This window comes from Prosthecobacter sp. (genome assembly GCF_044222345.1).
Classification (GTDB): domain Bacteria; phylum Verrucomicrobiota; class Verrucomicrobiia; order Verrucomicrobiales; family Verrucomicrobiaceae; genus Prosthecobacter.
In genome coordinates this window covers 86,765-108,895 of record NZ_JBGANL010000001.1, presented here as the reverse complement: position 1 = coordinate 108,895, position 22,131 = coordinate 86,765, and the positions used below count along the sequence as shown (strand labels likewise).

Below are 22,131 nucleotides of genomic sequence, written 5' to 3'. Positions count from 1 at the left end.
TCATTGAAGGCAAAAGTCAGCAGTGCGATGGTAGAATCCTCGTAGATGCTATGATGGGCCATGGGGTAGGATTCAAGGAAACAAGTCTGTCAAAACATTCAATGCTCAAGACGCTTCTCATTTTCAAAGTGAACCAGCTCGGCGACAACGTCGTGTACCTGCCCGTTGTGCAGGCGCTTGTGGCCGCGCATCCGGAATGGCGCGTTGTGTTGCTGACGAGTCCGACGGCGGCGAGGCTTTATGAAGTCTGCTGCCCTGAAGTGGAAGTCATCTCTTATGAGACGGCGGAATTCAACGGTGCATGGCGGCATCCCACGCGCCTGTGGCATTTTTGGCGGGATATTCGCAGCATCAGGCCTGACGCATGCCTGCTCGGCAGTGATCAGGGAAGTGTGGCGCACTTCCTCGCAAGGTTCAGCGGCGCCCGTGCGGTAGTCGGGCCGTTGTCCGAACGGGTGAAGCTGAATGCGCTCCTGAATCTCCGCCTTCCTTCGGAAGGTCAGGAACATGTGGCGCTCCATAACTGGCGCATCGCCCAGGCGCTGATGAGTCATCTGAAGCTGCCCGCTTTGCCAGAACAAATGCCTGCACCTGACTTGAGCGCTTTTGACCGAGAAGGACATGGCTCGGTGGTGATGCATGCCGGTGCGAGCCGCGCCTACAAGCGCTGGCCGCTGGAACGCGGCATTGAGCTGGCGAACCGGCTGTCTGCCAAGCATGCGGTGACGTGGTTTGAACAGGGTGAAGCTGGGGAGGACTTGCTGAAGCCGCAGGTGCACAGGGTGAAACCTGGATCTCTGGATGAACTGGTGCGCGTGCTGGCGGGTGCGAAGTACTTCATCGGCAACAATTCGGGGCCGATGAACATCGCCTCGGCACTCGGGGTTCCTGGAACGATCTTCAACGGTCCTTCGACTGCCAACTGGGATCCGCCCTGGCATACGGATGGCTTTGACATTCTGCGTGATCCCAAACTGGCCTGCCAGCCGTGCGACCAGCTTTCGCACCCGGTGAATGCCTGCCAGAACAAAGAGCGGCCGATGGCCTGCATGGATCGCTGGAGCGTGGACGAGGTGCATCGGAGAATCGAAACGCGACTAGCTGCGGCTTGAGTCCGTCCATTGACGATTGGCGAACAGATGAACGTCATCGCAGGAAGTTGAGGTTTTAATGCGTTCAAAACCCTGGGTCTTGAGTTTTCTGAGGAGTGCGTCCTGCTTGGCAGACTCCGCCGCGTGAATCTCGATGACCAGATAGTGAACTCGCCGCAGGCTCCCGGCGGAATCACCGAGCAAGACTTCGTACTCAGCGCCTTCGACGTCCATCTTGCAGAGATCCACGGCTCCGTCGCCAAAGCCGCGATGCATGATTTCATCCAGAGTTAGCACCTCAATGATTGCATCCTCACTCGTGGCTAGATCCTTCGCGCCATAGATGGAAAAGCCGGTGCCACCTGATGGAAATGAAAGCGTGAGTTCACGCGGATGACCGCCAATGGCGATGTTTAGGATCTTTGGCCGAATCCCGATGTTTTGCCTGATATTGAGAGAAAGCCTGGAATGAGTGAAGGGATTGACCTCGACGCAGGTGAGGGCGGAGAATTCGAAGCCGAGATCGAGGCAAAGCAACGGGAAGCCGCCGCCATTGGCACCGAGATCCAGCAGTCGCAGCTGCCGTGGCAGCTGCATTTCCTTGAACAGCTCCCGATACATCGGGCCAGCGATGCAGTCGCGGGTGCCGTTTTGATCACCGGCAAGATGATCCACCAGGAACTTAAGCCGTCCCTTTGCATAGATCGTCCAGCCTAGCCGCCGGCCCAGCAGGCGCTGGCAGAGCGTGAAGAACACCCGGTCGAAATGGGTGATGGCACGCAGGCCGCAGAGGGCGTTGGAGAGCCTTTGATACATGCGATCAGGCTTTCACCGCCTCGACAAAGAGATCTGGACTGGCCGTCATGCGGTCAATTCCAGGAGTTTGAGGACCTTTGCCATGGCGAAGCTGGATAATTACGCGGCAGAAGCCGTAAACCAAGGAGCCGAACATGGCGCGCAACCGGCCGCCGAGGCTGGATGAGCAGTAATGCAAGCCGGAGACGCGGACCTCAGCAAAGCCGCAGGCCCGGAGGCATTGAGCCAGGCTGCTGGGCGTGTGGCCGGTCTCATGCGTGAAGTCACCGTAGCGTGTGACGGACGACATGGGGCTCTGTGCATTGAAGGTGATCATCCACAATTTCCCGCCGGGCTTGAGCGCGTTTCTGGCGGCGCTCAGGAAGCGGATGAACTCGTCTTTGGTGAAGTGCTCGATGATGTCCTTCGCATGCAGGAGATCAAACGCAGCGGTGTGTGACTCGAGGAAGGTGATGACGTTTTCCTCGACCCACTTGCGGCCGGGGTCGTTTTTCCGGGCGATGGCGAGGTCGGAAGGCGAGAGATCAACACCGGTGAGCAGGGGGAAACCTTTGGATGAAATCCAGGCGATCCACTCGCCTTTGCCACAGCCGAGATCGACGATGCTGGAACTGCGATCCGAAGGCAGATGAGTGTAGGTCGCCTCGTATTGATCATGCTGCATGCTGGCATCGAGCGCCTTTTGGCCTTCGAATGAGGCGGAGTAGTTGCTGTAGAGGATGTCCCGATAGTTGCTCATGCGGCAAGCTGGTGCTGGATGAAGGCGGCCCACTGTGCAGCGACGGCATCATGGGTGTAGAGCCTGCGGGTACGATCAAGCTGGCTCTGGGCGAGGGTGGAATCATTCATCACGGCACGGATGCGAGCGGCAAGCACCGTGGCATCGCCATGAGGAAAAACAGCTGCTTCGTGACCGATGACTTCGGGGATGGCACCGCTGCTGGAACCGAGGGTGGCAACGCCGCAGGCCATGGCTTCAATGAGGACGTGGCCGAACTGCTCCTCCCAGCAGAGCTGCATGGTGCGCACCGGTTTGCTGGCGAGCACAAAGACATTCAAGCAGCGAAGGAAAGCAGGGATTTCAAAATGCGGACGTGGCGGCAGCAGCTGCAGCCATGGCCGGGTTTGCTGCTGCTCCTTGAGCCATGATTCGAGCCTGCCGGAACCGAGGATGGCGAGATGAACGTTCTGCAAGGAATCACAGGCCTGGAGCAATTCGTGGAGGCCTTTTTCTTCCGTCAGCCGGCCGCAGTAGCCGATGATGAAAGCGTCTGCAGGCAGTCCGCAGGCCTGACGCAGAGCCGTGCGTTCGGCTGCTGTAGCCGGCTGATGATTGTCGAGATCGACTCCGAGCTGCGGAGCGACGAGAACTTCGTCTGCACGCGCGCCATGCTTCTGCACGAGCTGAGACGCAGCCTGATTGCCAGCGATGATGAAGTCGGTCGTGGCGGTCATGGCCCGATAGATGGGAGCGAGCATGAATCCCTTCCAGCCGGGGCGTTCGACGTTTTCCCAGGTGAACTCACCAAACAAGGCGTGAGCTTGGAAGAAGGATTTTAGAAATCGTGCCTGCAGGCAGACGCGGGCCCAGGGTTCATTTTCAACGAGTACCACATCGAACGGACGCGACCGCATGACGGCGGCAAGACCGGCGTAGTGAAAGGTGGTGCTGGTTCGACCCGAGCGCGGCAGGCGGATGAGCTGGTAGTTGCGAGTGGCGGCGTCAGAGTCGTTGTCGAAATCGGATGAGGGGCGTCCAAGGACCAGGTGCTGCTCAATGGTGGAGGTGACACAGACGAGGTCGAAATGCGCGGCGAGAGCCTGAATCTTCTTGCGGTTTTCGAGCGCGGCGTAGGTGTGGCCGATGAGCAGGAGGCCGGGTCTCATGCAGGGGATGAGGCTGCGCCGAAAGCGGCTTCAGAGATGGAAGAATCAGCGATAGATGCCTCGGCGAAAATTTGTTCCCAGTCTTCACCTGCAGGCAGGATGCTGTGGCGCTTGAGAAGCAGCTGACGTGAGTGTTCCAGAGCGGCCAGGAAATCGGGGGAGTCGCGCTGGTCTTCGATTAGATGACAGGCCCGAGCCCAGGCATCGGGATCAAGATTGTGGAGCATCGGCACGGGATAACGGCACTCTGAAAAGAGTTCGGTGAGGCCCATGCTGTGATTGGCGAGCACAGGAACTCCGGCGGAGATGGCTTCCATCGCGGCGGTGAGTCCCGCTGGGTTATCACAGGGCACAATGGGGAGAAGCACCACGGGAGCGGCATGCAAATGCTCCAGGTATTCACGATGCGAAGCGTTCATGACGAGCTCGAAACGCGGATTGGCAATTTCGTCGGCAAAGCGGGGGAGCAAAGACGGAATACGAGCCATGCGTGTGATGGAAAGACCGCCATGCAGGAGCGGGGCAACGATGGATTCGTCACGGCTGATGTTGCCAGGCAGCAAGATGCGGGTTTTTGGCACATCTTCCGGAGGCTGAAACCAGCCCGTGTCGATTTTCCATGGACGTAGAATCACACGGTGGGCGCCCAATTGACGCGCTGTGGTGGCGAACTGCTCGGATGTGATGCAGTCGATCTGAAAGGCGGGAGAGGCATTTTTCAGGCTGGAGGCGAGTCTTTGCAGCGCGGCGTCGTGGTAAGCGACACGGCGAATGATTTTTCCTTGGGTGGAAAACAGCCCGCAGCGGGACAGCAGGAGCAGGACCGTGTAGTGCATGCCATTGAGGCAGTAGATCATGCGTGCCCGGCGAAGGGGGCCATAGTGCTTCCAGACAAAGCGGAAGGCAGCGCCAAGGCGGCGGAGCGCACTGCTCTGTTTGCGGCTATAATTGCATTCGAGCTGCTCATCATTCTGGAACCATGCGCCGACGAGGGCACGTCCGTGGGATGGCATGGGCACCGCATCCAAAAAGCGGCGCGGCCTGCCGCTGTAATCGTACAGCGCGTGAGGCGCCAGGACGACCAGTTGTGACGAATCAGCCATAGGGTAGATTTCGGTTGAATGGTGACGTGGCTGCATGAGCGAAGGAAGGGTGCCGCACCTGGTGCGACGGCTGTTCCGGCAGCTGCTTTTTCACCCGCAGACCTTCCTGATGGATGATGCAGGCATTCAGTGCTCCGGCGATGAACCAGCAGAAGAAGTTCACCGGGAAGGTGGATGTGACATTACCGGCAAAGATATTGTGGACCAGAAGACCGAACAAGATGCCAACCATCCAGAGGCAGATGCTGAAGACAGGAGTGCCGCGCAGCCCGAGCACACTGCGATGAAACGAATGCAAGGCCAAGGCCGCAATGACGAGCAGGATACCAAGCGGCAGCCAGCCAATTTCAAGGAGCAGATTGGATATGAGATCATGGCTGGCAACCAGGTGCGCCTCATGCAAATCGGCCGCACCTTTGGTACCGTAACCGAACATGGTCCACATGAGAGGATTGTGCGCAATGTCATGCATGCCGTCGAGACGATCGCAGATGGTCCAGAAGCGTGAAAACTGCACGCCGATGGCGGTGCCGCCAAAATTGTCGAGGGCCCAGAGGGTGAGTTTGGTGACGGCATTGATCAGTTCCTGGGCAAAAATGCAGGCGGTGACGAACATGGTGACCACGGTGGCGTAAAGCGTTGCGGTGCCGCGTGCGCTACGCAGCACCGGCAGCAGCAGGATGGGCAGCATCCAGTTGATATTGGCAATACGCGCCATGCTGGCGATGCAGGCGACCACGAAGAGGGAGAAAAGCACGAAACTCATCCCGCCCCAAGTCCGAGTGCCGGTGTCGCGATGATGGCGGCGCACCATAAGCGCCAGGCAGGCGCAGACTGCGCAAGTGGTGCCAAAGGGGGAGCTGTCCACCAAGGTGGAGAATGGGCGGGGGCGGACGTCATCGAGATGCTTGGAGAGCACCGTGAGACCGGACTGCAGGTATTCGATTTCGAAGTCGCTGAGGCCGAAGATCTGCTGCTTGATGCCATACAGAGCAACGGGGATGAAGACGATGAGGCAGTATTTGATGAAGGCAATGATCTGCGCCGGAGTGCGAAAGATGCAGGGAACCACAAACAGCAGGAACATGTAGGCCGCGCCGTCTGCGAGCTGCGTGGCGGCCGCATTGAAGCCACTGCCACTGCGCAAAGCAGAGACACCGGAAACGATGAAGCCAAGGATGCAGACGAGAAGTGACACGAGCTTGCGCCTGTGATGCAGGTTGCCGTCGTGGAGTGACCGAACCAAGGTGCCGATGCAGATGCCGGCCAGCGTGAGCGGACAGAGCGCGCGCACCCACAGGATGTCATTCATGGTGACATGGCCGTCGAAGACCATCATGCGCTTCAGCAGATCGCTGTAACCCGCATAGAGCACCATGAGATAAAGAGCCAGCCGAGGCTGGAGCACTGCGAGGATGCAGGAACCGATGGAGAGGAACTGCGCCAGCGCGCCGATGGTGTTGCCACCACCGAGCAGCACGGAAAGCATGACATAGACGGCGCCGAGGCCGCCGAGAAAGATGATGAAAGCCCTGCCTTGCATAAAAAATCAGGAGTGCAGCAGCGACCGCACGCGCAGCAGCGTGAACCGTGGCAGGCCCATGAACGCACGAGTCATGAGGCCGGAGACGTTCAAGCGAAGCCAAGGTGAGAGATAGGTCCAAACCACCCAGGCCAGCGTGTAGGAAACCAGCGTGGCCCATGCCGCGCCGACACCGCCATAAGCGGGAATCCACAGCATGTTCAGCGCGGCGTTTACAGCGACGGCCACAATGACGGAAGGGAGGTTTGCCGCCAGCCTGTCTTCAACTGTGAGCACCTGTGTGCGAGCGATGCCGATAGCGTAGGGAATGAAGGCCCAGGCATGCACCCGGAGCATTTCAGCACTGCGGGAGAATTCACTGCCAAATGCCACGGACATCCAGGGCGAGAGCAGCAGCAGTCCGGCTGACACGGCACAGGCGAGCATGACGGAGGCGGAAAAGTAATCCACCACGCTTTTTTCAAAGCGTTCCGCCGTGTTCTGGCGATCCTGCATCAGCCGCGGCAGGAACAGCGTGGCAAGTATACCCGGCATGAAGTAGGCCATTTCAGAAACGCGCACGGCGGCCCCGTAGATGCCAGCCTCCTCCGTACCGCGCAGCCACTCAATCATCATGGTATCGAGACGGAAGAGCAGGATCAACGCGGCCTGGGAAGCAAGTTCAGGCCAGGACCGACTGACAAGTGCGAACGCGCGTGAGAATTGAAAGGCACCCCATTTGACGCTGCCACCGCAACGGCGGAAAACGAGTGCGCAGAGCGAGATGAAGATCCAGCCTTCCAATGCATACGTCAGGGCAAAGAACCACAACGGTGCACGGCACCAAATGCCAGCCGCAATGCAGGCGGCGCTGATGATGAAGCCGGCAAACTGGGCGATGACGGACTGCGACACACGCCCGTGAGCCTCCAGCCATGAGAGGATTTCAGTGGCAGGATTGGTAAGCAACTGCGTGCCATACACGACGAGCAGCAGCATGCCTTCTGGTTTGCGCCAGCCGATCCATGCGAGCAAACCGGCGAAAAGAGATGCGGAGACAATGAACCGGGCGGTGATCGTGATGCCGAGCACGGCAGACTGGTCTGTGCCCTGCTTCATGAGTTCTCGGACGGTGTAGCGGGCGAAGCCGAGTTCACCAATACTCGAGAGAACCGACACGGCTGCCATGGCGACGGCGATCTGGCCAAATCCACTGCCCCCGAGATAACGCGCAAGCGCACAGGTGAGCGCAAAGCTCAGTGCAAGACGGACTACTCGCAGCGTGGTCGCCAGCGAGAAGGTTTTGAGGATGTGACTGCCAGCGGCCATGAAGGACGCGAAACGCGGGCTTTAAGCCGCCGCGAAGCTTTGCTCCGCCACGTCGCAGAGGAGATGCCCGATGAGTAGGTGGCATTCCTGAACGCGTGCAGTGATGGCGGAGGGGGCCTTAAAGCTGAGCTTGGCCTCAGCCGCACAATCCGCTCCTTTTTCGCCGGTGAAGGCGATGGTGACACAGCCGCGTTTGTTCGCAGCCTGAAGGCCGAGAAGAACGTTTTTGCTAGTGCCGGAGGTGGAGATGCCGAGAACGACATCTCCCGGCTGAGCGAGCGCTTCAATCTGGCGCGAGAAGACGGTGTCGTAACCGAAATCGTTGCTGTGAGCCGTGAGGATCGAGGTGTCGGTGGTCAAGGCGAGACCGGCGAGAGCCGGGCGGTTGATGCGGTAACGCACAACGAGCTCGGCGGCGAGATGCTGCGCATCGGCGGCGCTGCCACCGTTGCCGAAGAAGATGATTTTTTTTCCGTCCTTCAGCGCAGTGAGCCAGGCGGCGGCAAGCGGAGCGATCTGATCGCTCATCGCATTCAGTCTGGCGATGGCGTCCTGATGCTCGCCAAGATGTGTCTTGAAAAGAGAGGCGAATTCGGTGCTCATTTGGAGGAGAAGGCTGCCAGCAGTTCGTCTGGCGTCAATGTGGCGGTGCCGAGCTTGCCAACGACGATGCCGCTGGCGTGATTCGATATTTCGGCGGCCTCGCGCAGGCTGTGCCCGCTGGCGAGAGCGAGTGTGAGGAGGGCAATGGCGGTGTCGCCAGCGCCGGAGACATCGAAGACTTCGCGTGCACGAGTCGGGATGTGGTGCGGGGGCTGTCCGCGCTCAAACAGCATCATGCCCTGCTCCCCGAGGGTGACGAGGACACTGGCGACGTTCCATTTGGCGAGCAGTATGCGGCCCACTTCGAGGAGCTCGTTATTTTCGAGCGGGGCTTCGGACAAGAGATGGTCTTCGAGACCGGCGGCGGCGAAGGCTTCGAGGCGGTTTGGTTTCACCAGCGAAACGCCGGCCCATGGCAATGGATTGCGTGGAGAGGGATCGACGGTGACGATGAGCTTGTGCTCGGCGGCGATCTTCGCGACCACCTGCATGAGCTTCTCCGTCATGAAGCCTTTGCCGTAGTCTTCCAGAATGATGGCGTCGAGGTTGGGAGCCAGATCACGCAGGCGCTGCTCCACTTCGATGAGCTCGTCATCGGTGAGCGGCAGCAGTTTTTCGCGATCGACACGAACGATCTGCTGCTGGCGTGCGGAGACGCGTGCTTTTGAGATCGTGGGCAGGGTTTTATGCACCAGCAGTGGGGCGGGATCGACCTTGTCCTCAATCAGGAGAGATCGGAGCTTGTCAGCAGCCATGTCCTTGCCGACGCGGCCCATGAGATGGGTGTTCGGAGAAAAAGGCGAGATGTTGCGGGCGACGTTGGCGGCACCGCCGGGATAGAATTCCTCACGGGTAACCTCCACGATGGGAACGGGCGCCTCCGGCGAAATGCGGCGGACATGGCCCCAGATGAAGTGATCGAGCATGACATCTCCCACCACGAGGATGCGGCCTTGCGCGAGGCGTTGGAGATGGTCGCGGGTGAAGGTCATTTGCGGCGGCGTGCGCGGACGGCGGCGGCGAGTTCGTCGAGCATGGCGGCGGTGGTCTCCCAGGAGACACAGGCATCGGTAATGCTCTGGCCATAGGTGAGGGGCTGGCCGGGCTTGGTGTCCTGACGGCCTTCGACGAGGTGGCTCTCAATCATCACGCCGGTGATGGTGGTGCTGCCTGCGGCGATCTGTTCGGCAAGAGAAGCGGAGGCGATGGGCTGCTTGCGGTAGTCCTTGAGGCTGTTGCCGTGGCTGCAGTCCACCATGACGCTGGCGGGCAGGCCACGTGCGGTGAGCTGGTCTGCGACGGTTTTGATGGAGGCCGCATCGAAATTCGTGCCCGCTTTACCACCGCGCAAAATGACGTGGCAGGCGTTGTTGCCCTTGGTGTTCACGATGGCGGCGACGCCGTCTTTGGTCACGGAGAGGAAGCAGTGCTGGCCTTTGGCGGCCTCAATGGCATCCAGCGCAACCTGAATGCCGCCGTCGGTGCCGTTTTTGAATCCCACGGGCATGGACAGGCCGGAGGCGAGCTGGCGGTGCACCTGGCTTTCCGTGGTGCGTGCGCCAATGGCACCCCAGGCGACCACATCAGCGATGTACTGCGGGGTGATCACATCCAGGAACTCTGTGCCGGCAGGGACGCCGCGTTTGGTGAGCTTGATGAGGAGATCGCGTGCGCCACGGAGTCCTGCGTTAATATCGAAGGTGCCGTCAAGATGCGGATCGTTGATGAATCCCTTCCAGCCAACGGTGGTGCGCGGCTTTTCAAAATAGACGCGCATCACGATCTCGAGATCGGCGGCGTACTTCTCGCGTGCCTCAATGATGTGCTGGGCGTATTCGAGCGCCGACTTGGTGTCGTGGATCGAGCAGGGCCCGACAACGACGAGCAGGCGGTCATCCTTCAAGTTCAGGATGGCTTCGGCACGTTTGCGCGAATCTTCGATGAAGGCGGATTCTAGCTCTCCAAGACGGAACTCATGCATGAGCAGAGCGGGCTGGATGAGGGGAAGGATTTCAGCGACGCGGAGGTCGTCTGTAGGGTGCGAATGGCTCACGGTAGAAAGGGGGGCGGAAAGAGGGCGCGCAGAATGGAGGAAACTGGCGGCGGTGGAAACCGAAAGTTCAGCGAAGATGCGAAATCTCAGTCATGCGGCAAGCTGCCGCCCGTGGTGCCCATCTGTCAGGCACCACCGCAGGTCGATGGGATGGGGATGCGTACAGGACGCAGGCAACTGGGGCCAAGGGTGGGAAACCACGCATAGCAAATATGCCAATTACGGAAATTTGACATAGATTAGGTATTTTAGCAAAGCTAAATATCTCACAAACCTTGATGAAGGACATCCCCTGCCCGGCCGCGCGGGCAAAAAAAAGGCGGTCGTTGCCGACCGCCTTTCGGGGAGTTTTGAATTGGCTGCGAAGATTATTGGAGATCTTCACCCACGGCGTAGCGCACGAAGCGGCGCACGACGAGGTTTTCGCCCAGCTCGGTGATCTTGCCTTTGATCAGATTCGCGATGGTGAGATCGGGATCTTTGATGAAGGCTTGTTCGAGCAGGCAATTGTCGGCATAGAATTTCTCCATTTTGCCGTCCACGATTTTGTCCACGATGTTCGCGGGCTTGCCTTTGACGAGTTCGGCACCGATTTCGCGCTCCTTGGCGATGAGATCCGCAGGGATGTCTTCGCGCTGGAGGTAGCGAGGGTTCGAGGCGGCGATGTGAAGGGAGATGTCCTTCACGAGGGCCTGGAAGTTGTCATTGCGAGCGACGAAGTCGGTTTCGCAGTTCACTTCGATGAGCACGCCAATGCGGCCGGCCATGTGAATGTAGGAGGCGATGATGCCTTCCTTCGTCTGGCGGTCGGCCTTCTTCTCGGCCTTGATGGTGCCGCTTTTGCGGAGGATGGTTTCAGCCTTCTCAAGGTCGCCTTCGGCTTCCGTGAGGGCTTTTTTGCATTCCATCATGCCTGCGTTGGTCTTTTCACGCAGGGTCATGACGAGTTTAGCGGAGATTTCAGCCATGGTCAGTTAATGGGGTAAAAGGATTACTTCTTGGCTTCAGCAGTGGCGACGATGACGGGGTCGATCAGCTTCTGCAGGATGATGCGGATGGAGCGGATGGCGTCGTCGTTGGCGGCGATCGGGTAGTCGATGATGTTCGGGTCGGCGTTCGTGTCGACGAGGGCGACGATCGGGATCTTCAGACGGCGGGACTCATGAACGGCGATGTGCTCGCGGGCGGAGTCAACGATGACGACAGCGTCAGGGATCTTGCCCATGTGACGAATGCCGCGCAGGTTGCGCTCAAGCTTGATACGCTCGCGGTTGAGGCCTGCGAGTTCCTTCTTGGACATGAGCTTGAACTCAGGCTTGCTCTCGATTTCTTCGAGGTAGTTGAGACGGGCGATGCTCTTCTTGATCGTCTCCATGTTGGTGAGCGTGCCGCCCAGCCAGCGATGATTGACGTAGAACTGACCGCAAGCTTCGGAGGCCTGCTTGACGGCTTCCTGAGCCTGACGTTTGCAGCCGACGAAGAGGATTTTTTTGCCGCGGCGAGCGAGGTCGGCCAGGAATTCAGCGGCGGTGTCGATCTGCTTGACGGTTTCCTCGATGTTGAGGATGTGAATCTGGTTTTTGGTGCCCATGATGAAATTCTTCATCTTGGGGTTCCAGCGCTTGGTTTGATGTCCGAAATGGACTCCGGCTTCAACGAGCTCGGCGAGGATCTGTGTTGACATGTATTTGGTATCTAAGGGGCCTGTCTTCCGCACGTTTTGGGGGCAAAACGCTCAGCCACAAGGGCTGATCCGGTCGAACGGGCTTCGGTTTAAATCCTTTGGCCTGACCAACATGGCCCGGCAAAAGGGGCGCGATGTTACCGGCATCCCCAGCTACGGCAAGCAGTTTTTCTCCTGCGGAATCGTCACAAAGGGGCGTTTTACCGGGAACATCTACGGAAACGCAGCCATCTACACGCGCTTGCGGCGCAAACACAACGGCAGAATTCCCATGAGCAGGAGCAAAGCGCGGGCGGGCTCAGGAACGACGACCAGGGTCAGCGATCCGCTGCCGCTGAAGTCGAGAATTTGCCAGGTGAGGCCATAGGTGCTGAGATCTGGCAGGTCCAGATTGCCCTCGTTGCCGATGTTGGCCCCCGTGCGGTTGTTGGTGCCGGTGCTGAAAACGGAGGTGGTGCCAGTGTCGAGCACCGTGTTCCAGTCCAGAAGCACGAAGGTGTCGCCGAGGGTGGGATTGTAGGTGTCTCCCTTCACCACGATATTGCTGTTGCCGTTCAGGGTGAGCGCGCCGCCAATGAGGATTTTGTCGGAGGCGAGGTTGGATGTTCCGCTGGAGCCCGTGATCTGGAGCTCGATCACGGAGGAGGCAGTGACCGGGGTGAAGATGAGCTCGCTGGAGGTCAGTGTACCGACTGCGGTACCGCCGGCGTCACCGGGGCGGACGGTGCCCTGAGTGATGGTGGTGATGCCCTGAACCTGGCCTGTGCCGGAAAGCACCGCATCGGCACCATTGAGAATGATCTGGCCTGTGCCCGTCTGGCCGCTGCTGGAGGCACCCACTTGTAGATTGCCTGCTGTGACGGTGGTGGTGCCAGTTTGTGTGCTGTTGCCGCTGAGCACCAAGGTGCCTGCACCTGTCTTGTTCAAAGCACCTTCTCCACTGAGAGAGCCGCTGACGATCAGGGTCTGGCCGGAAGCGACATCGAGGGTGCCCCCGTTGCTGCCGAGAGTGATGTTGCGTTTGGCGCTGCCGCCGTTGTCGAGCGTCACAGAGGAGGTGGCGGAGAGGGTGCCGCCATTGAGATTGACCGAGGCCCCCGTGGCGACGGCCCCGAGGTTGGCATTGCTGCTGATGCTGGTGGTGCCGCCATTGAGATAGGTGTCACCGGTGTAGTCATTGGTGCCGGAGAGGATCAACTGGCCACCACCGCTTTTGGTGAGGCCGACCGCACCAGTCAGGACAGCATCCACCGTGAGGGCGCCGCCGGTGATGGTGTTGTTCTGGATGATGACGATGTCCTGGCCGTTTCCAGAGGTGAGGGAGCCACCGGTGATGCGGGTCGCATTCCCAGCGACTGTCGGGGTGACAAGAATGCCGCCGCTGCCGATGATGTGGGTGCCATTGAGGGTGAGCGTCGGCGTGGCAATAGCACTGTTGAACCGGATACTGCCGACGGTGACGTTGGCATTGAGGGTGAGGCTGGAGGTGAGGTCTAGATTGGTGGAGGCGGTCGTGGCGGCGGTGTTGGAGTAAGCGCCAGCGCCCAGAGCGACGATCTTGCCACCACTGAAGGTGGCCCAGTCAGTGGCGTTGGTGAGGGTGGCACCGCCATTGGTGGTCAGGTAGGTGGCATAGCCGCCGACGATGCCGGAAGCGGTGTTCGTCCCTGTGGCGGCAATGCCGGAGGTGCCGCCGCCATTGGCACTGAAGGCCACGGTGCCACCCGTTTCACGCGTCACAGAGCCGAGGGTGAGCAGCATTACGCCTCCCCCCACGCGGATTTGGTTCACCACGGAAGATCCCGCGCGGATGGTCACTCCGTTCAGAGTCTGGGAGTTTGGCCCCGACGTGTTCTGCTGCTGCAAAAATGTGCCGCCGCCGAGGATAAGCGCAGAGCCGGAGGCAATAATGTTGCTGGCCGGTGTACCCGTGTCGAAGAGAAGCCTCAAAGTGCCCCCTTTGACGGTCGTTGCCCCCGTGTAAGTCTGGGCGGTGCTGAAAGTCTGAATTCCTGCGCCCACCTTGGTGAGGGCACCGGCTCCGCTCAGGACACCGGAATAGGTTTGTGAGGTGCCGTTGTTTCCGATGATGAGTGTCACGGCTCCTGAAGCGTTGTCGGTGAGCGCGAGGTCGGTCGTGCCACTGAGACCGCCGAAGGTGAATGTGTGACTGGCGACGGATGAATCGAACACGAGGCCGGCTCCGCCCGTGGTGACGGTGCTGCCCTGCAAGGCGAGGCTGTTGGCGAGGACGAGACTGCCTGAGGTGACGGTGGTGGCTCCGGTGAAGGTGTTGGCTCCCGAAAGAGTGAGCACAGAGTCTGCCGCGCCATTGAGGGTGAGGGCCAGTGTGCCGGTGCCGCCATTGCGCAAGGTGCCGGCATAGGTGTTGGTGATGCCGGAACCAAGGGAGACGGTGAGAGTGACGGCGGTGGAGGAGCCGTTTTCCACAGTGGCAGTGCCAGGCGTGGTGGCATCCGTGCTCAAGCCGGTGACGGTGAAGCTGTTGCCATTGAGCTGGAACTTGGTGCCGGAAGTGGCGGCCGTGCCGAAGACGAGCGCGCCATTGGCCGTGCCGTAGGCGGCGTTGGCACCGGGCGTATTCAGCGTCAGGATGCCGCCTGCATTGATGGTAAGGGTTCCACCAAAATTGATGGTGGAGGTGCCGGCGCTGCCGCCATTGGCTTGTGGAGAAAGATAAGTGCGGGTGCCCGCAGAAACGGTGATCGCATTGGCCAGGCTGAGCGAGCTGCCACGGGCCACTCCGACCTGAAGAGTGCCGCCACTGGCCTGAATGGCGCTGCTTCCTGCGGAACCGGCATTGAGGAGGAGCACGGTGCCACCTTTAAGCGAAAGGCCGTTGGTTATCGTGCTGGCCGCAGAAAGCGTCAGCGTGCCACTGGTGACGCTGAGATCGGTGAGGGTGACGGCGCTGGCCAAGGTTTGGATGGCTCCTGCCACCGTCAATCTGCCGCTGCCGGTGAAGGTGCCGCTGTAGGTCTGGATGCCGGAGGAAAGCGTCAGCGTCTGGCCGGCCGCAATATTGACCACGCTAAATAAAGCGGAGCCGCCGCTCAGTGCACCGATGGTTTCGCTGCCCTGAACATCCAAAGTGTTGGAGGACGATCCTGTGCCCATGGCGACGAGTGCTGTGTCCGCGATGGCAGAACCGCCCGTGATCTGGAGCGTGGATGCAGTGACTGTCGTGGTTCCGGCATAGGTGTTCGTTCCCGAGAACACCAGGATACCCGCACCGCTGATCGTCACACCGCCTGCTCCTGAAATGTTCCCATTGATGGCGAAGATGCTGCCAGTTCCAAACGCGCTCAAGGCAGCCGTCTTCCCGCTGGCGATGGTGATGTTGCCCAGCCAGTTGACGGACGGAGTGACCGCAGTGCTGATGTTGGTGTTGAGTCCGCTTGAGTTGACGAAGTTGAGCGTGGTGCCGGAGGCATAATTATAATTGGTGGAGCCGCTGAGGTTCTGCCGGATGTCGAGGCCGCCATTGTTGACGTTGATGGTGGCGAGGCCGTTCAAGGCACCGCTGTTTTCCAGCAGAGTGGCGTTGGAGGTGTTCACATTGAGAGTGCCTCCGCCGTTGAAGGATGAGTTGTTCAGCCAGATGCGTGTGCCGGTGAGCGTGACGGAGCCGGTGGCGACCAGCGCAGTGGAAATGGTGGGTATCACGCCGGTGATGTTGTTGATGATCGCTCCATCACTGAGCGTGATGGAAGTCCCACCGCTGAGGAAGACCGCGCCTTCTTCAAAGTACAGTCCATTGGCAGACTGCACGCCACTGACGGTGATGGTCCCAGTGGTGCCATTGGTGCCGGCGGAAAAGTGGAGATCGTTGCTGCCGTCGGTGGTGCTCTGAAAGGTGTTGTTAACACCGGCTGGATCGGTGTTCCAAAAGAGACTGCTGCCCCAGGTGCCGGTGGCGGCACCAGAGCCGTCGGCGGTGCCGTTGGTGTCCCAGTAGAGGTCGTTGGCGGCTTGCAGCCTGCCATTGAAGCAGAGCATGACGCTCCAGACAATGGCCGTCATAAAACTCCACTTCAGGCACGGACACAGAACACGCAGCGGTAACGCTGAGTCCTGAGAAGGAGTGACTGAAAATGAAAAACGGGGAGCGGCTGCGGGGGTGAAGGCGGCTTTCAAATCAACGAGTTTTTTTCCAGACATGCGTCTGAATGAGGGTCGCCTGACATACGCCATGACACCGTCTGTTTCGACAGCAAAAAAGGCCTTCGACAATTGGGAAAAGTGCCAGCTTAGACAGACCTTTAAAAGAAGCTGGCGGCCACCATTACACCAGCTTTGCCAAGGCATCCGGCAAGGGCAGAACGAAGTCCATTTTTTCCTCGGTCGCGGGGTGGATGAAGTGAAGCTCGCTGGAATGGAGGCCGAGGCGTCTGGCGGGATCGGTGGTGGCACCGTAGGGCTTGTCTCCGACGATGGGGTGGCCCATGTCGGAAAGGTGGACGCGGATCTGATGGCGACGGCCGGTTTCGAGCTTCAACTCGACGAGTGTGGTGTGATGCGTGCGCTTGAGCACCTTGAAGTGGGTGATCGCCTCACGGGTGTCTTCATCGGGCGGGACGCTGCGGACACGGAGGGAGAACTCTTCATTGAGATGGCAGCGCAGGGTACCGGAATCCCGTTTGATGACGCCCTCGGTGATGGCGAGGTAGGTTTTGTCAAACAGGTGCCAGTTCTGCTGAAGGATGCGTTTGAAAGGCTCAGTCTTGGCAAAAACGATGAGGCCGGAGGTGTCGCGATCCAGGCGGTGGACGATCCAGACGCGATTGCGGACATCGGTGCCGCGCACATGGTCGGTGAGGGCGGCATAGGCGGTGCGGCCACTGCCGGAATCTGTGGCCACGGTGAGCCAGCCTGCGCCTTTGTTCAGCACGATGATGGCCTCGTCCTCATACACGATGCTGAGGCCGGCAGGCAGGGGCTTGACGTTGGCACGCGGGGCGCGCTCCACCTTGATGGTGATCTTGTCCCCGGGCTTAAGCGGGTGGTCGTGGCGGGTCATGGCGTGGTCATTCACGCGGACGCTGCCGTATTTGAGCCACTGCTTGAGGCGAGTACGCTTCATGTCCGGCCAGTTCTCGAATAGAAAAGGCAGGAGTTCGGTGGCTGTGGTGACGGTGCGTTGCTCAGGCATGGGGTCACATGCCACGGAAAAAAGATGCTGGCTAAGGAAAAGCGGGGTGGCACGTTCCTCCAGAGCTCAAAAACGCGCACCCATGTCCCTGCCCTGCCCTTTCCTGATTGTTCCACTCCTGGCTGTTTCATCCGTCTTTGCAGCGGATTTCCAAAAGGACATCCAGCCCATCCTGGAGCGAAACTGCTATGAGTGCCACAGTGAGAAGACGGGTAAAAAGAAGGGGGGCTTCGTGTTCGACGACCTGAAAACCTTCAAACTGGACATCGCTGACAACGATGTGGCGCAGATCCGTCCGGGGAAACCCTCAGAGAGCCATTTCCTCGAAGTCATCGTCAATGACGGCAAGAACCACATGCCGCCCGATGAAAACCTCTCCAGCGCGGAGATCAAAAAGATCACAGAGTGGATCTCTGAAGGGGCCAGTTTTGACAAGGATGCGCCGAAACTGGCCCCTGCCGCAGTTAAAAAATCACTGCCGCCGTTCATGAGTTGGACCAGCGCCGAGGGCAAAACGATCAAGGCGGGCTTTGTGCGCCTGGAAGGTGAAACGGTGGTGCTACGCCTGCCAGCCAATGGCAAAGAGGCCGCCGTGGCGATGTCCCGACTGTCCGAAGCCAGCCAGAAGCTGGCACGGGACTGCGCGGCGCCATGAGGTCACATTTCCGCCAGCGCGTCACTGACGGCGGCTTCGAGCGGACGTGAGCCGCTGCCGCCGAGACGCTCATCGAGGGCTTCGAGGCGCTGGATGAGATCCGCGACGTGTTTGCGCGGGTACATGCCGCCGGCCTCGGCACAAAAGTGGGTGCGGCAGCCAAAGGGGCGGTTTTTATAGATGGTGCAGCGGCCATCGCGACCCAGCAGAGGGCAGGCCCCGTCGGGATGAGGTTTGAGGGCCTTACGCCCGCTGGCACGGACTCCCAGGGCTGAATATAAAGCCTCTCCCCGGGTGAGCATGGGAGTGTGACCAGCCAGCCGAAAGTGGCAGCAGCCGGTGCGCATCTCACACTGGCGGGGCAGCGGGCGACGCTCCAGTTCGGCATAAATCGCCTCGATTTCATGACGGTGGTCTTGCTTCTGGGTTTTCATTCGGGGTATGTTAAGCATGGCTGCGCTGGCAGGGGTGGCACGCGATTTTTGCAAAGCGTCATTTTGAGATTTGAGATTTCCCATTCCACCCCCATCGTACCCGCCCATGATGGCTCTGCAGTTCAGAATCAGCGTCATCCGGGGTCAACCACCACTTATTAGAGACACCTGAAGCACGCATGAGTCTGCCTGAAATCGCCGGACATGAATTGCAGGACCTGGTCGGCAGCGGGCGGTGTGGCGCCGTATATCGGGCTGTGTCCACCAACGGCAAAGCCTGTGCGGTGAAGGTGTTTAGTTCGATGGCGATCAACCGCAAGGCGCTGGCGACAGCCTTCCGTGCCCTGCAGCAGATGCCTCACCACCGCGGTGTGCTGCCAGTGGAGAGCTACAGTTTTGACAGAACGCCCTACTTTTGTGTGATGCCGCTGGTCGGCGTGATGACGAAGGACAGCCATGGCCGCCGTCAGTGGCAGACGCCCACGCTGGAATCCGCCTGCAACGGCCTGCCACCGGAGCAGGCCTGGCGCCACATCTATGAAGTCGCCGATGCCCTGTCCTGGCTGCACAAGCACGGTATCCCGCATGGCAACCTGCGCCCGTCGAACATCCTGCTGGAGGATGATGCGGAGTCTTCGATCCGCCTCACCGACATCGCCCAAGGCTGGGTGGGAGGGATTCATCATCTCGAACTGACGGATCATTTTGTACATCTCTGCCCGGAACAGGCGGAAAACCCGGATGGTGTGTTTGCAGGCTATGGGCCGTCTTGGGACGTGTACAGCTTTGGTGTACTGGCGTACCGCCTGCTCAACGGCGTGCTGCCACGCGGTGCGGAGATGTGGGCCAGCGAGGTGGAACGTGCCCAGCAGCAGGCGGCAGCGGGGCTTGCGGTGCAAGTGAACAGCAATGCGCTGCTGGCCGCCGTCAAAGCGCAGCCAAAAATCTACTGGCCGCAGGAAGCGCAGTCCAAGTGGGAGGAACGCCGCCGCAGCATCATTGAGCGAGCTTTGGATCTGAACCCGGCAGCACGCTGGGCTGACATGCGCGAGATTGTGCGTGAATTTGAGGTGCTTGAAAGCGACTACCTGCTCGAAGAATCTCGTGAACAGACAGTCCGCGAGCGTCAGAAGCAGGCCAAGAAGGTGCTGACGTGGCAGACCACCGCCATTTCACTGCTGATTATTTTCGTGCTCTGTTTTGTTTACGCTTTCAAAACCCAGCGAAACCTGAACAAGGCGGAGAACACCATCTCCAACATCAATGCTGTGCACCATATGGAAAGTGATGCGCTTCAAAACCGCATCGACGTGCTGACAGGTGAGCGCGACAATGAGCGCAGCGCCAAGGCCGTGGCGGATCAAAATCTACAGAACTCACAGAACGCGGTGGACCAGTTCCTCACGCAGCTGCTGCAGACCCCCACGGGCAATGAGATGGAGGCCAGCTTTCAGAAGGAGCAGCTGCATGACGCGCTGGCCTACTGCATGCGCGGGCTGCCTGCCCTGGAACAATCGCCCGCGCTCGGCGTCGAACGGCTGCGTGCGTATGGCAACATCGGCCAGCTTCACCTGAAGCTGCGCAACAGCGCCCAGGCGGTGGTTTATCTCACGAAGGCGCGTGATCAGGCCGCTGAATTGATCCGCAAAGGAACCGGAGAGGGATCCCAGATCGCGCTCTACCAGCAATGGCTGGGCCGCTACAGCCTCCTCCTCTCTGACATCCGTGGACGAGAGGGGCGCCATGTGGAATCCCTCACCCTTCTCAAAGAAGCCACGGTCAATCTCGACAAGGGTCTGGCGGCTGATCCGAAAAACCGCCTCGCACGCAATGAATGCGCCCGTGCATGGCTCGAATACGGTCTGCGCACGCTGCGCAATGGTGATGTGGCCGACTCCGAGAACGCGCTGGCGCGGGTGCCGGTGATTCTCGATGCGAAGATGATCGGTCATGACCTGATCAACGACGAAAAATTCATCCTCGCGCGGGCCAAGTTTGCCAAAGGCGTCAGCCAGCGTGATGCAGGCAAGGTGGAGGAGGCGCTGAACACGCTGATCGATTCCGTGAAGGACATGGGAGAGCTGGTACTTGGCAGCAGCCCGCGCAACCAGGACCAGGCCTTGCTGCTGGCGGAGGCCTACACCGAACTGGCAGAATTGATCGGGCGCCACTTCAGCGGCTCGGATGCCAAGGAGGCGCACAACCAGGCCGTCCCGATCCTGCTGGAACTCAACCGTCTGCTGCCTGAGTGGGGGGAGGTGAAATATCTTCTCGCCCGCAACTACGGCGCCCTTGCTTCACTCTCACGTGATGCCGGCAACCCGGCTGAGGCAAGCAAGAAGAAGCAAGACGCCATCGAGTTGGTGAACGAGATCCTCGCGGACGACAAGGAGAATGTGCGCTACGGCTTTCTGCTGGCCAAACTGCGTGGTGAATACGCCGAACTGCTCGCTGACAACGGCAAGACTTCCGCCGCCATTCCGATTGCGAAGCAGGCGGTGGAATCGCTCGAAGCTCTCATCCAAGCACAGCCTGCCAATGACAAGCTCACCCCGGAGCGCCGAATGTGGGCCAGCCAGCTCGCGCAGCTTTATGGTTCGCTGGGACACACCAGCGAAAGCGCCGGAAAGAAGACCGAGGCCAAGGCCGCGTTTGCCAATGCCGTGGCCATCTGGGAAAAACTTGCCGCCGCCAGCACCAATGACGAGGCCATCCAGACGGGTCTCAACTGGAGCAAGGGCCGTCTCGCGAAGTTGAAATGAGCCTTGATGAAAAACAGCAGTCGCTCATCGACGACCTGAACATCATCCACGATCCGCATGAGCGTCTGAATGCGGTCGTCATGCGCGGGCATGCGCTGAAGCTGGATGATGCACAAAAAACTGAAGCGAACCTTGTGCCCGGCTGCGTTTCGCGCGTCTGGCTGCATGGGGAACTCGTGAATGGCCGCACACGCTTCCTCTGCGATGCCGAATCACCCATGGTGAGAGGTCTCGCCATGCTGCTGTGCGAATTATATACCGATGCCGATCCCGTCGAAGCCGCCCTGGTTGAACCCCGTATATGGGAAGCCTGCGGTTTCACCAAAATGCTTTCACCCACGCGTTTGAACGGACTGGCCAACATGCGCCTCAGGATCCGCGACATGGCGAAGCGGTTCATCACTTCCAACCCATCTCATTAGGCATGCTGCGTCTGCAAAACTTCCATGGCGCTGAACTGGCACCGCATCTCGATGCACTGGGCGAACTGCGCATCGCCGTGTTTCATGAATATCCCTACCTGTATGCCGGAACGCTGGAGCATGAGCGCGAGTATCTGGGAACCTACGTGAGATCCCGCGACAGCCTGGTTGTGCTGGTGTTTGATGATGACCGGGTCGTGGGTGCCACGACCTGCCTGCCCATGCTTGATGAGGGGCCCGAATTTCAAGCCGCGTTTGTGCAGGCAGGATATGACCTCTCCACCATCTGCTACTTCGGCGAATCGATCCTGCTGCCAGCCTATCGTGGCCAGGGCATCGGCAAGGAGTTCTTCACACGGCGTGAGGCCCATGTCAGGAAGCTGGGATTGAAACTCAGCACCTTCTGTGCGGTGGACCGTCCTGCCGAGCATGGGCTGCGTCCACCAGGCTATCGGCCACTCGATGATTTTTGGCGCAGCCAAGGCTATTCCAAACATCCCGAACTTCAGGCCACCTTCGTCTGGCAGGAGATCGGTGAGGAGACCGAATCACCGAAGACACTCACGTTCTGGACCAAGAGCGCGGAGTGATGAAGGC

The 22,131-nt window shown here is 59.6% G+C and carries 19 protein-coding genes; 5 read left to right on the top strand and 14 right to left on the bottom strand.

Annotated elements, in window-relative coordinates; translation table 11 throughout:
• Positions 1-101: 101 nt before the first annotated feature.
• Complete coding sequence (locus ACILSL_RS00420; RefSeq protein WP_395730012.1) at positions 102-1,112, top strand: glycosyltransferase family 9 protein; 1,011 nt, start codon at positions 102-104, stop codon at positions 1,110-1,112.
• Here the strand turns inward: ACILSL_RS00420 and ACILSL_RS00415 are convergent.
• From ACILSL_RS00415 to ACILSL_RS00355, 13 genes are all read right to left on the bottom strand, one after another.
• Positions 1,098-1,907 (bottom strand): FkbM family methyltransferase, encoded by an 810-nt coding sequence (locus ACILSL_RS00415; RefSeq protein WP_395730011.1) that lies wholly within the window; start codon positions 1,905-1,907, stop codon positions 1,098-1,100. The two genes, ACILSL_RS00420 and ACILSL_RS00415, sit on opposite strands and share 15 nt — an antisense overlap.
• A gap of 4 nt (positions 1,908-1,911) precedes the next feature.
• The gene (locus tag ACILSL_RS00410; RefSeq protein ID WP_395730010.1) at positions 1,912-2,646 is read right to left on the bottom strand and encodes a class I SAM-dependent DNA methyltransferase; all 735 of its coding nucleotides are present in this window, start codon (positions 2,644-2,646) and stop codon (positions 1,912-1,914) included.
• Positions 2,643-3,794: a glycosyltransferase gene (locus ACILSL_RS00405; protein ID WP_395730009.1), complete on the bottom strand. Its 1,152-nt coding sequence runs from the start codon at positions 3,792-3,794 to the stop codon at positions 2,643-2,645. The genes ACILSL_RS00410 and ACILSL_RS00405 overlap by 4 nt, the downstream gene beginning before the upstream one ends.
• On the bottom strand, positions 3,791-4,897 hold the full coding sequence (locus ACILSL_RS00400) for a glycosyltransferase (protein WP_395730008.1): 1,107 nt from the start codon (positions 4,895-4,897) through the stop codon (positions 3,791-3,793). The genes ACILSL_RS00405 and ACILSL_RS00400 overlap by 4 nt, the downstream gene beginning before the upstream one ends.
• The gene (locus ACILSL_RS00395) at positions 4,890-6,440 is read right to left on the bottom strand and encodes a hypothetical protein (RefSeq protein ID WP_395730007.1); all 1,551 of its coding nucleotides are present in this window, start codon (positions 6,438-6,440) and stop codon (positions 4,890-4,892) included. Before ACILSL_RS00395 ends, ACILSL_RS00400 begins: the two co-directional genes overlap by 8 nt.
• A gap of 6 nt (positions 6,441-6,446) precedes the next feature.
• Positions 6,447-7,748: a flippase gene (locus ACILSL_RS00390; protein WP_395730006.1), complete on the bottom strand. Its 1,302-nt coding sequence runs from the start codon at positions 7,746-7,748 to the stop codon at positions 6,447-6,449.
• Positions 7,749-7,769: 21 nt separating this feature from the next.
• Complete coding sequence (locus ACILSL_RS00385; protein WP_395730251.1) at positions 7,770-8,276, bottom strand: SIS domain-containing protein; 507 nt, start codon at positions 8,274-8,276, stop codon at positions 7,770-7,772.
• 71 nt (positions 8,277-8,347) lie between these two features.
• Positions 8,348-9,343, bottom strand: coding sequence for a bifunctional heptose 7-phosphate kinase/heptose 1-phosphate adenyltransferase (locus tag ACILSL_RS00380; RefSeq protein WP_395730005.1), 996 nt, complete (start codon positions 9,341-9,343; stop codon positions 8,348-8,350).
• Positions 9,340-10,404, bottom strand: coding sequence for a 3-deoxy-7-phosphoheptulonate synthase (locus ACILSL_RS00375; protein ID WP_395730004.1), 1,065 nt, complete (start codon positions 10,402-10,404; stop codon positions 9,340-9,342). The genes ACILSL_RS00380 and ACILSL_RS00375 overlap by 4 nt, the downstream gene beginning before the upstream one ends.
• Before the next feature lie 368 nt (positions 10,405-10,772).
• Entirely contained in the window at positions 10,773-11,372 is a 600-nt protein-coding gene (gene tsf, locus ACILSL_RS00370) for a translation elongation factor Ts (protein WP_395730003.1), read from the bottom strand.
• A 23-nt stretch (positions 11,373-11,395) separates the two neighbouring features.
• The gene (gene rpsB, locus ACILSL_RS00365) at positions 11,396-12,088 is read right to left on the bottom strand and encodes a 30S ribosomal protein S2 (RefSeq protein WP_395730002.1); all 693 of its coding nucleotides are present in this window, start codon (positions 12,086-12,088) and stop codon (positions 11,396-11,398) included.
• A 231-nt stretch (positions 12,089-12,319) separates the two neighbouring features.
• Positions 12,320-16,132 (bottom strand): beta strand repeat-containing protein, encoded by a 3,813-nt coding sequence (locus tag ACILSL_RS00360; RefSeq protein WP_395730001.1) that lies wholly within the window; start codon positions 16,130-16,132, stop codon positions 12,320-12,322.
• 262 nt (positions 16,133-16,394) lie between these two features.
• A complete protein-coding gene (locus ACILSL_RS00355; protein WP_395730000.1) occupies positions 16,395-17,261 on the bottom strand; it encodes an RluA family pseudouridine synthase in 867 nt (288 codons plus the stop codon).
• 82 nt (positions 17,262-17,343) lie between these two features.
• Between ACILSL_RS00355 and ACILSL_RS00350 the strand changes: the two genes are divergently transcribed.
• Positions 17,344-17,916: a c-type cytochrome domain-containing protein gene (locus ACILSL_RS00350; protein ID WP_395729999.1), complete on the top strand. Its 573-nt coding sequence runs from the start codon at positions 17,344-17,346 to the stop codon at positions 17,914-17,916.
• A 2-nt stretch (positions 17,917-17,918) separates the two neighbouring features.
• Here ACILSL_RS00350 and ACILSL_RS00345 read toward each other — a convergent pair whose 3' ends face one another.
• Positions 17,919-18,350, bottom strand: coding sequence for a YkgJ family cysteine cluster protein (locus ACILSL_RS00345; protein ID WP_395729998.1), 432 nt, complete (start codon positions 18,348-18,350; stop codon positions 17,919-17,921).
• Positions 18,351-18,529: 179 nt separating this feature from the next.
• On the opposite strand from ACILSL_RS00345, the gene ACILSL_RS00340 reads away from it, so the two are divergent.
• The 3 genes from ACILSL_RS00340 to ACILSL_RS00330 are packed head-to-tail and all read left to right on the top strand — an operon-like array spanning position 18,530 to position 22,124.
• Positions 18,530-21,112, top strand: coding sequence for a protein kinase domain-containing protein (locus ACILSL_RS00340; RefSeq protein WP_395729997.1), 2,583 nt, complete (start codon positions 18,530-18,532; stop codon positions 21,110-21,112).
• The gene (locus tag ACILSL_RS00335; protein ID WP_395729996.1) at positions 21,109-21,534 is read left to right on the top strand and encodes a SufE family protein; all 426 of its coding nucleotides are present in this window, start codon (positions 21,109-21,111) and stop codon (positions 21,532-21,534) included. The genes ACILSL_RS00340 and ACILSL_RS00335 overlap by 4 nt, the downstream gene beginning before the upstream one ends.
• Positions 21,535-21,536: 2 nt before the next feature.
• Positions 21,537-22,124, top strand: a complete 588-nt coding sequence (locus ACILSL_RS00330) for a GNAT family N-acetyltransferase (protein WP_395729995.1) — start codon at positions 21,537-21,539, stop codon at positions 22,122-22,124.
• Positions 22,125-22,131 lie beyond the last annotated feature (7 nt).

Bases quoted from the DNA above. Each gene is read 5' to 3' on its own strand.
- ACILSL_RS00420 (WP_395730012.1), top strand. From the start codon at position 102: ATGCTCAAGACGCTTCTCATTTTCAAAGTGAACCAGCTCGGCGACAAC.
- ACILSL_RS00415 (WP_395730011.1), bottom strand. From the start codon at position 1,907: ATGTATCAAAGGCTCTCCAACGCCCTCTGCGGCCTGCGTGCCATCACC.
- ACILSL_RS00410 (WP_395730010.1), bottom strand. From the start codon at position 2,646: ATGAGCAACTATCGGGACATCCTCTACAGCAACTACTCCGCCTCATTC.
- ACILSL_RS00405 (WP_395730009.1), bottom strand. From the start codon at position 3,794: ATGAGACCCGGCCTCCTGCTCATCGGCCACACCTACGCCGCGCTCGAA.
- ACILSL_RS00400 (WP_395730008.1), bottom strand. From the start codon at position 4,897: ATGGCTGATTCGTCACAACTGGTCGTCCTGGCGCCTCACGCGCTGTAC.
- ACILSL_RS00395 (WP_395730007.1), bottom strand. From the start codon at position 6,440: ATGCAAGGCAGGGCTTTCATCATCTTTCTCGGCGGCCTCGGCGCCGTC.
- ACILSL_RS00390 (WP_395730006.1), bottom strand. From the start codon at position 7,748: ATGGCCGCTGGCAGTCACATCCTCAAAACCTTCTCGCTGGCGACCACG.
- ACILSL_RS00385 (WP_395730251.1), bottom strand. From the start codon at position 8,276: ATGAGCGATCAGATCGCTCCGCTTGCCGCCGCCTGGCTCACTGCGCTG.
- ACILSL_RS00380 (WP_395730005.1), bottom strand. From the start codon at position 9,343: ATGACCTTCACCCGCGACCATCTCCAACGCCTCGCGCAAGGCCGCATC.
- tsf (WP_395730003.1), bottom strand. From the start codon at position 11,372: ATGGCTGAAATCTCCGCTAAACTCGTCATGACCCTGCGTGAAAAGACC.
- rpsB (WP_395730002.1), bottom strand. From the start codon at position 12,088: ATGTCAACACAGATCCTCGCCGAGCTCGTTGAAGCCGGAGTCCATTTC.
- ACILSL_RS00360 (WP_395730001.1), bottom strand. From the start codon at position 16,132: ATGACGGCCATTGTCTGGAGCGTCATGCTCTGCTTCAATGGCAGGCTG.
- ACILSL_RS00355 (WP_395730000.1), bottom strand. From the start codon at position 17,261: ATGCCTGAGCAACGCACCGTCACCACAGCCACCGAACTCCTGCCTTTT.
- ACILSL_RS00350 (WP_395729999.1), top strand. From the start codon at position 17,344: ATGTCCCTGCCCTGCCCTTTCCTGATTGTTCCACTCCTGGCTGTTTCA.
- ACILSL_RS00345 (WP_395729998.1), bottom strand. From the start codon at position 18,350: ATGAAAACCCAGAAGCAAGACCACCGTCATGAAATCGAGGCGATTTAT.
- ACILSL_RS00340 (WP_395729997.1), top strand. From the start codon at position 18,530: ATGAGTCTGCCTGAAATCGCCGGACATGAATTGCAGGACCTGGTCGGC.
- ACILSL_RS00335 (WP_395729996.1), top strand. From the start codon at position 21,109: ATGAGCCTTGATGAAAAACAGCAGTCGCTCATCGACGACCTGAACATC.
- ACILSL_RS00330 (WP_395729995.1), top strand. From the start codon at position 21,537: ATGCTGCGTCTGCAAAACTTCCATGGCGCTGAACTGGCACCGCATCTC.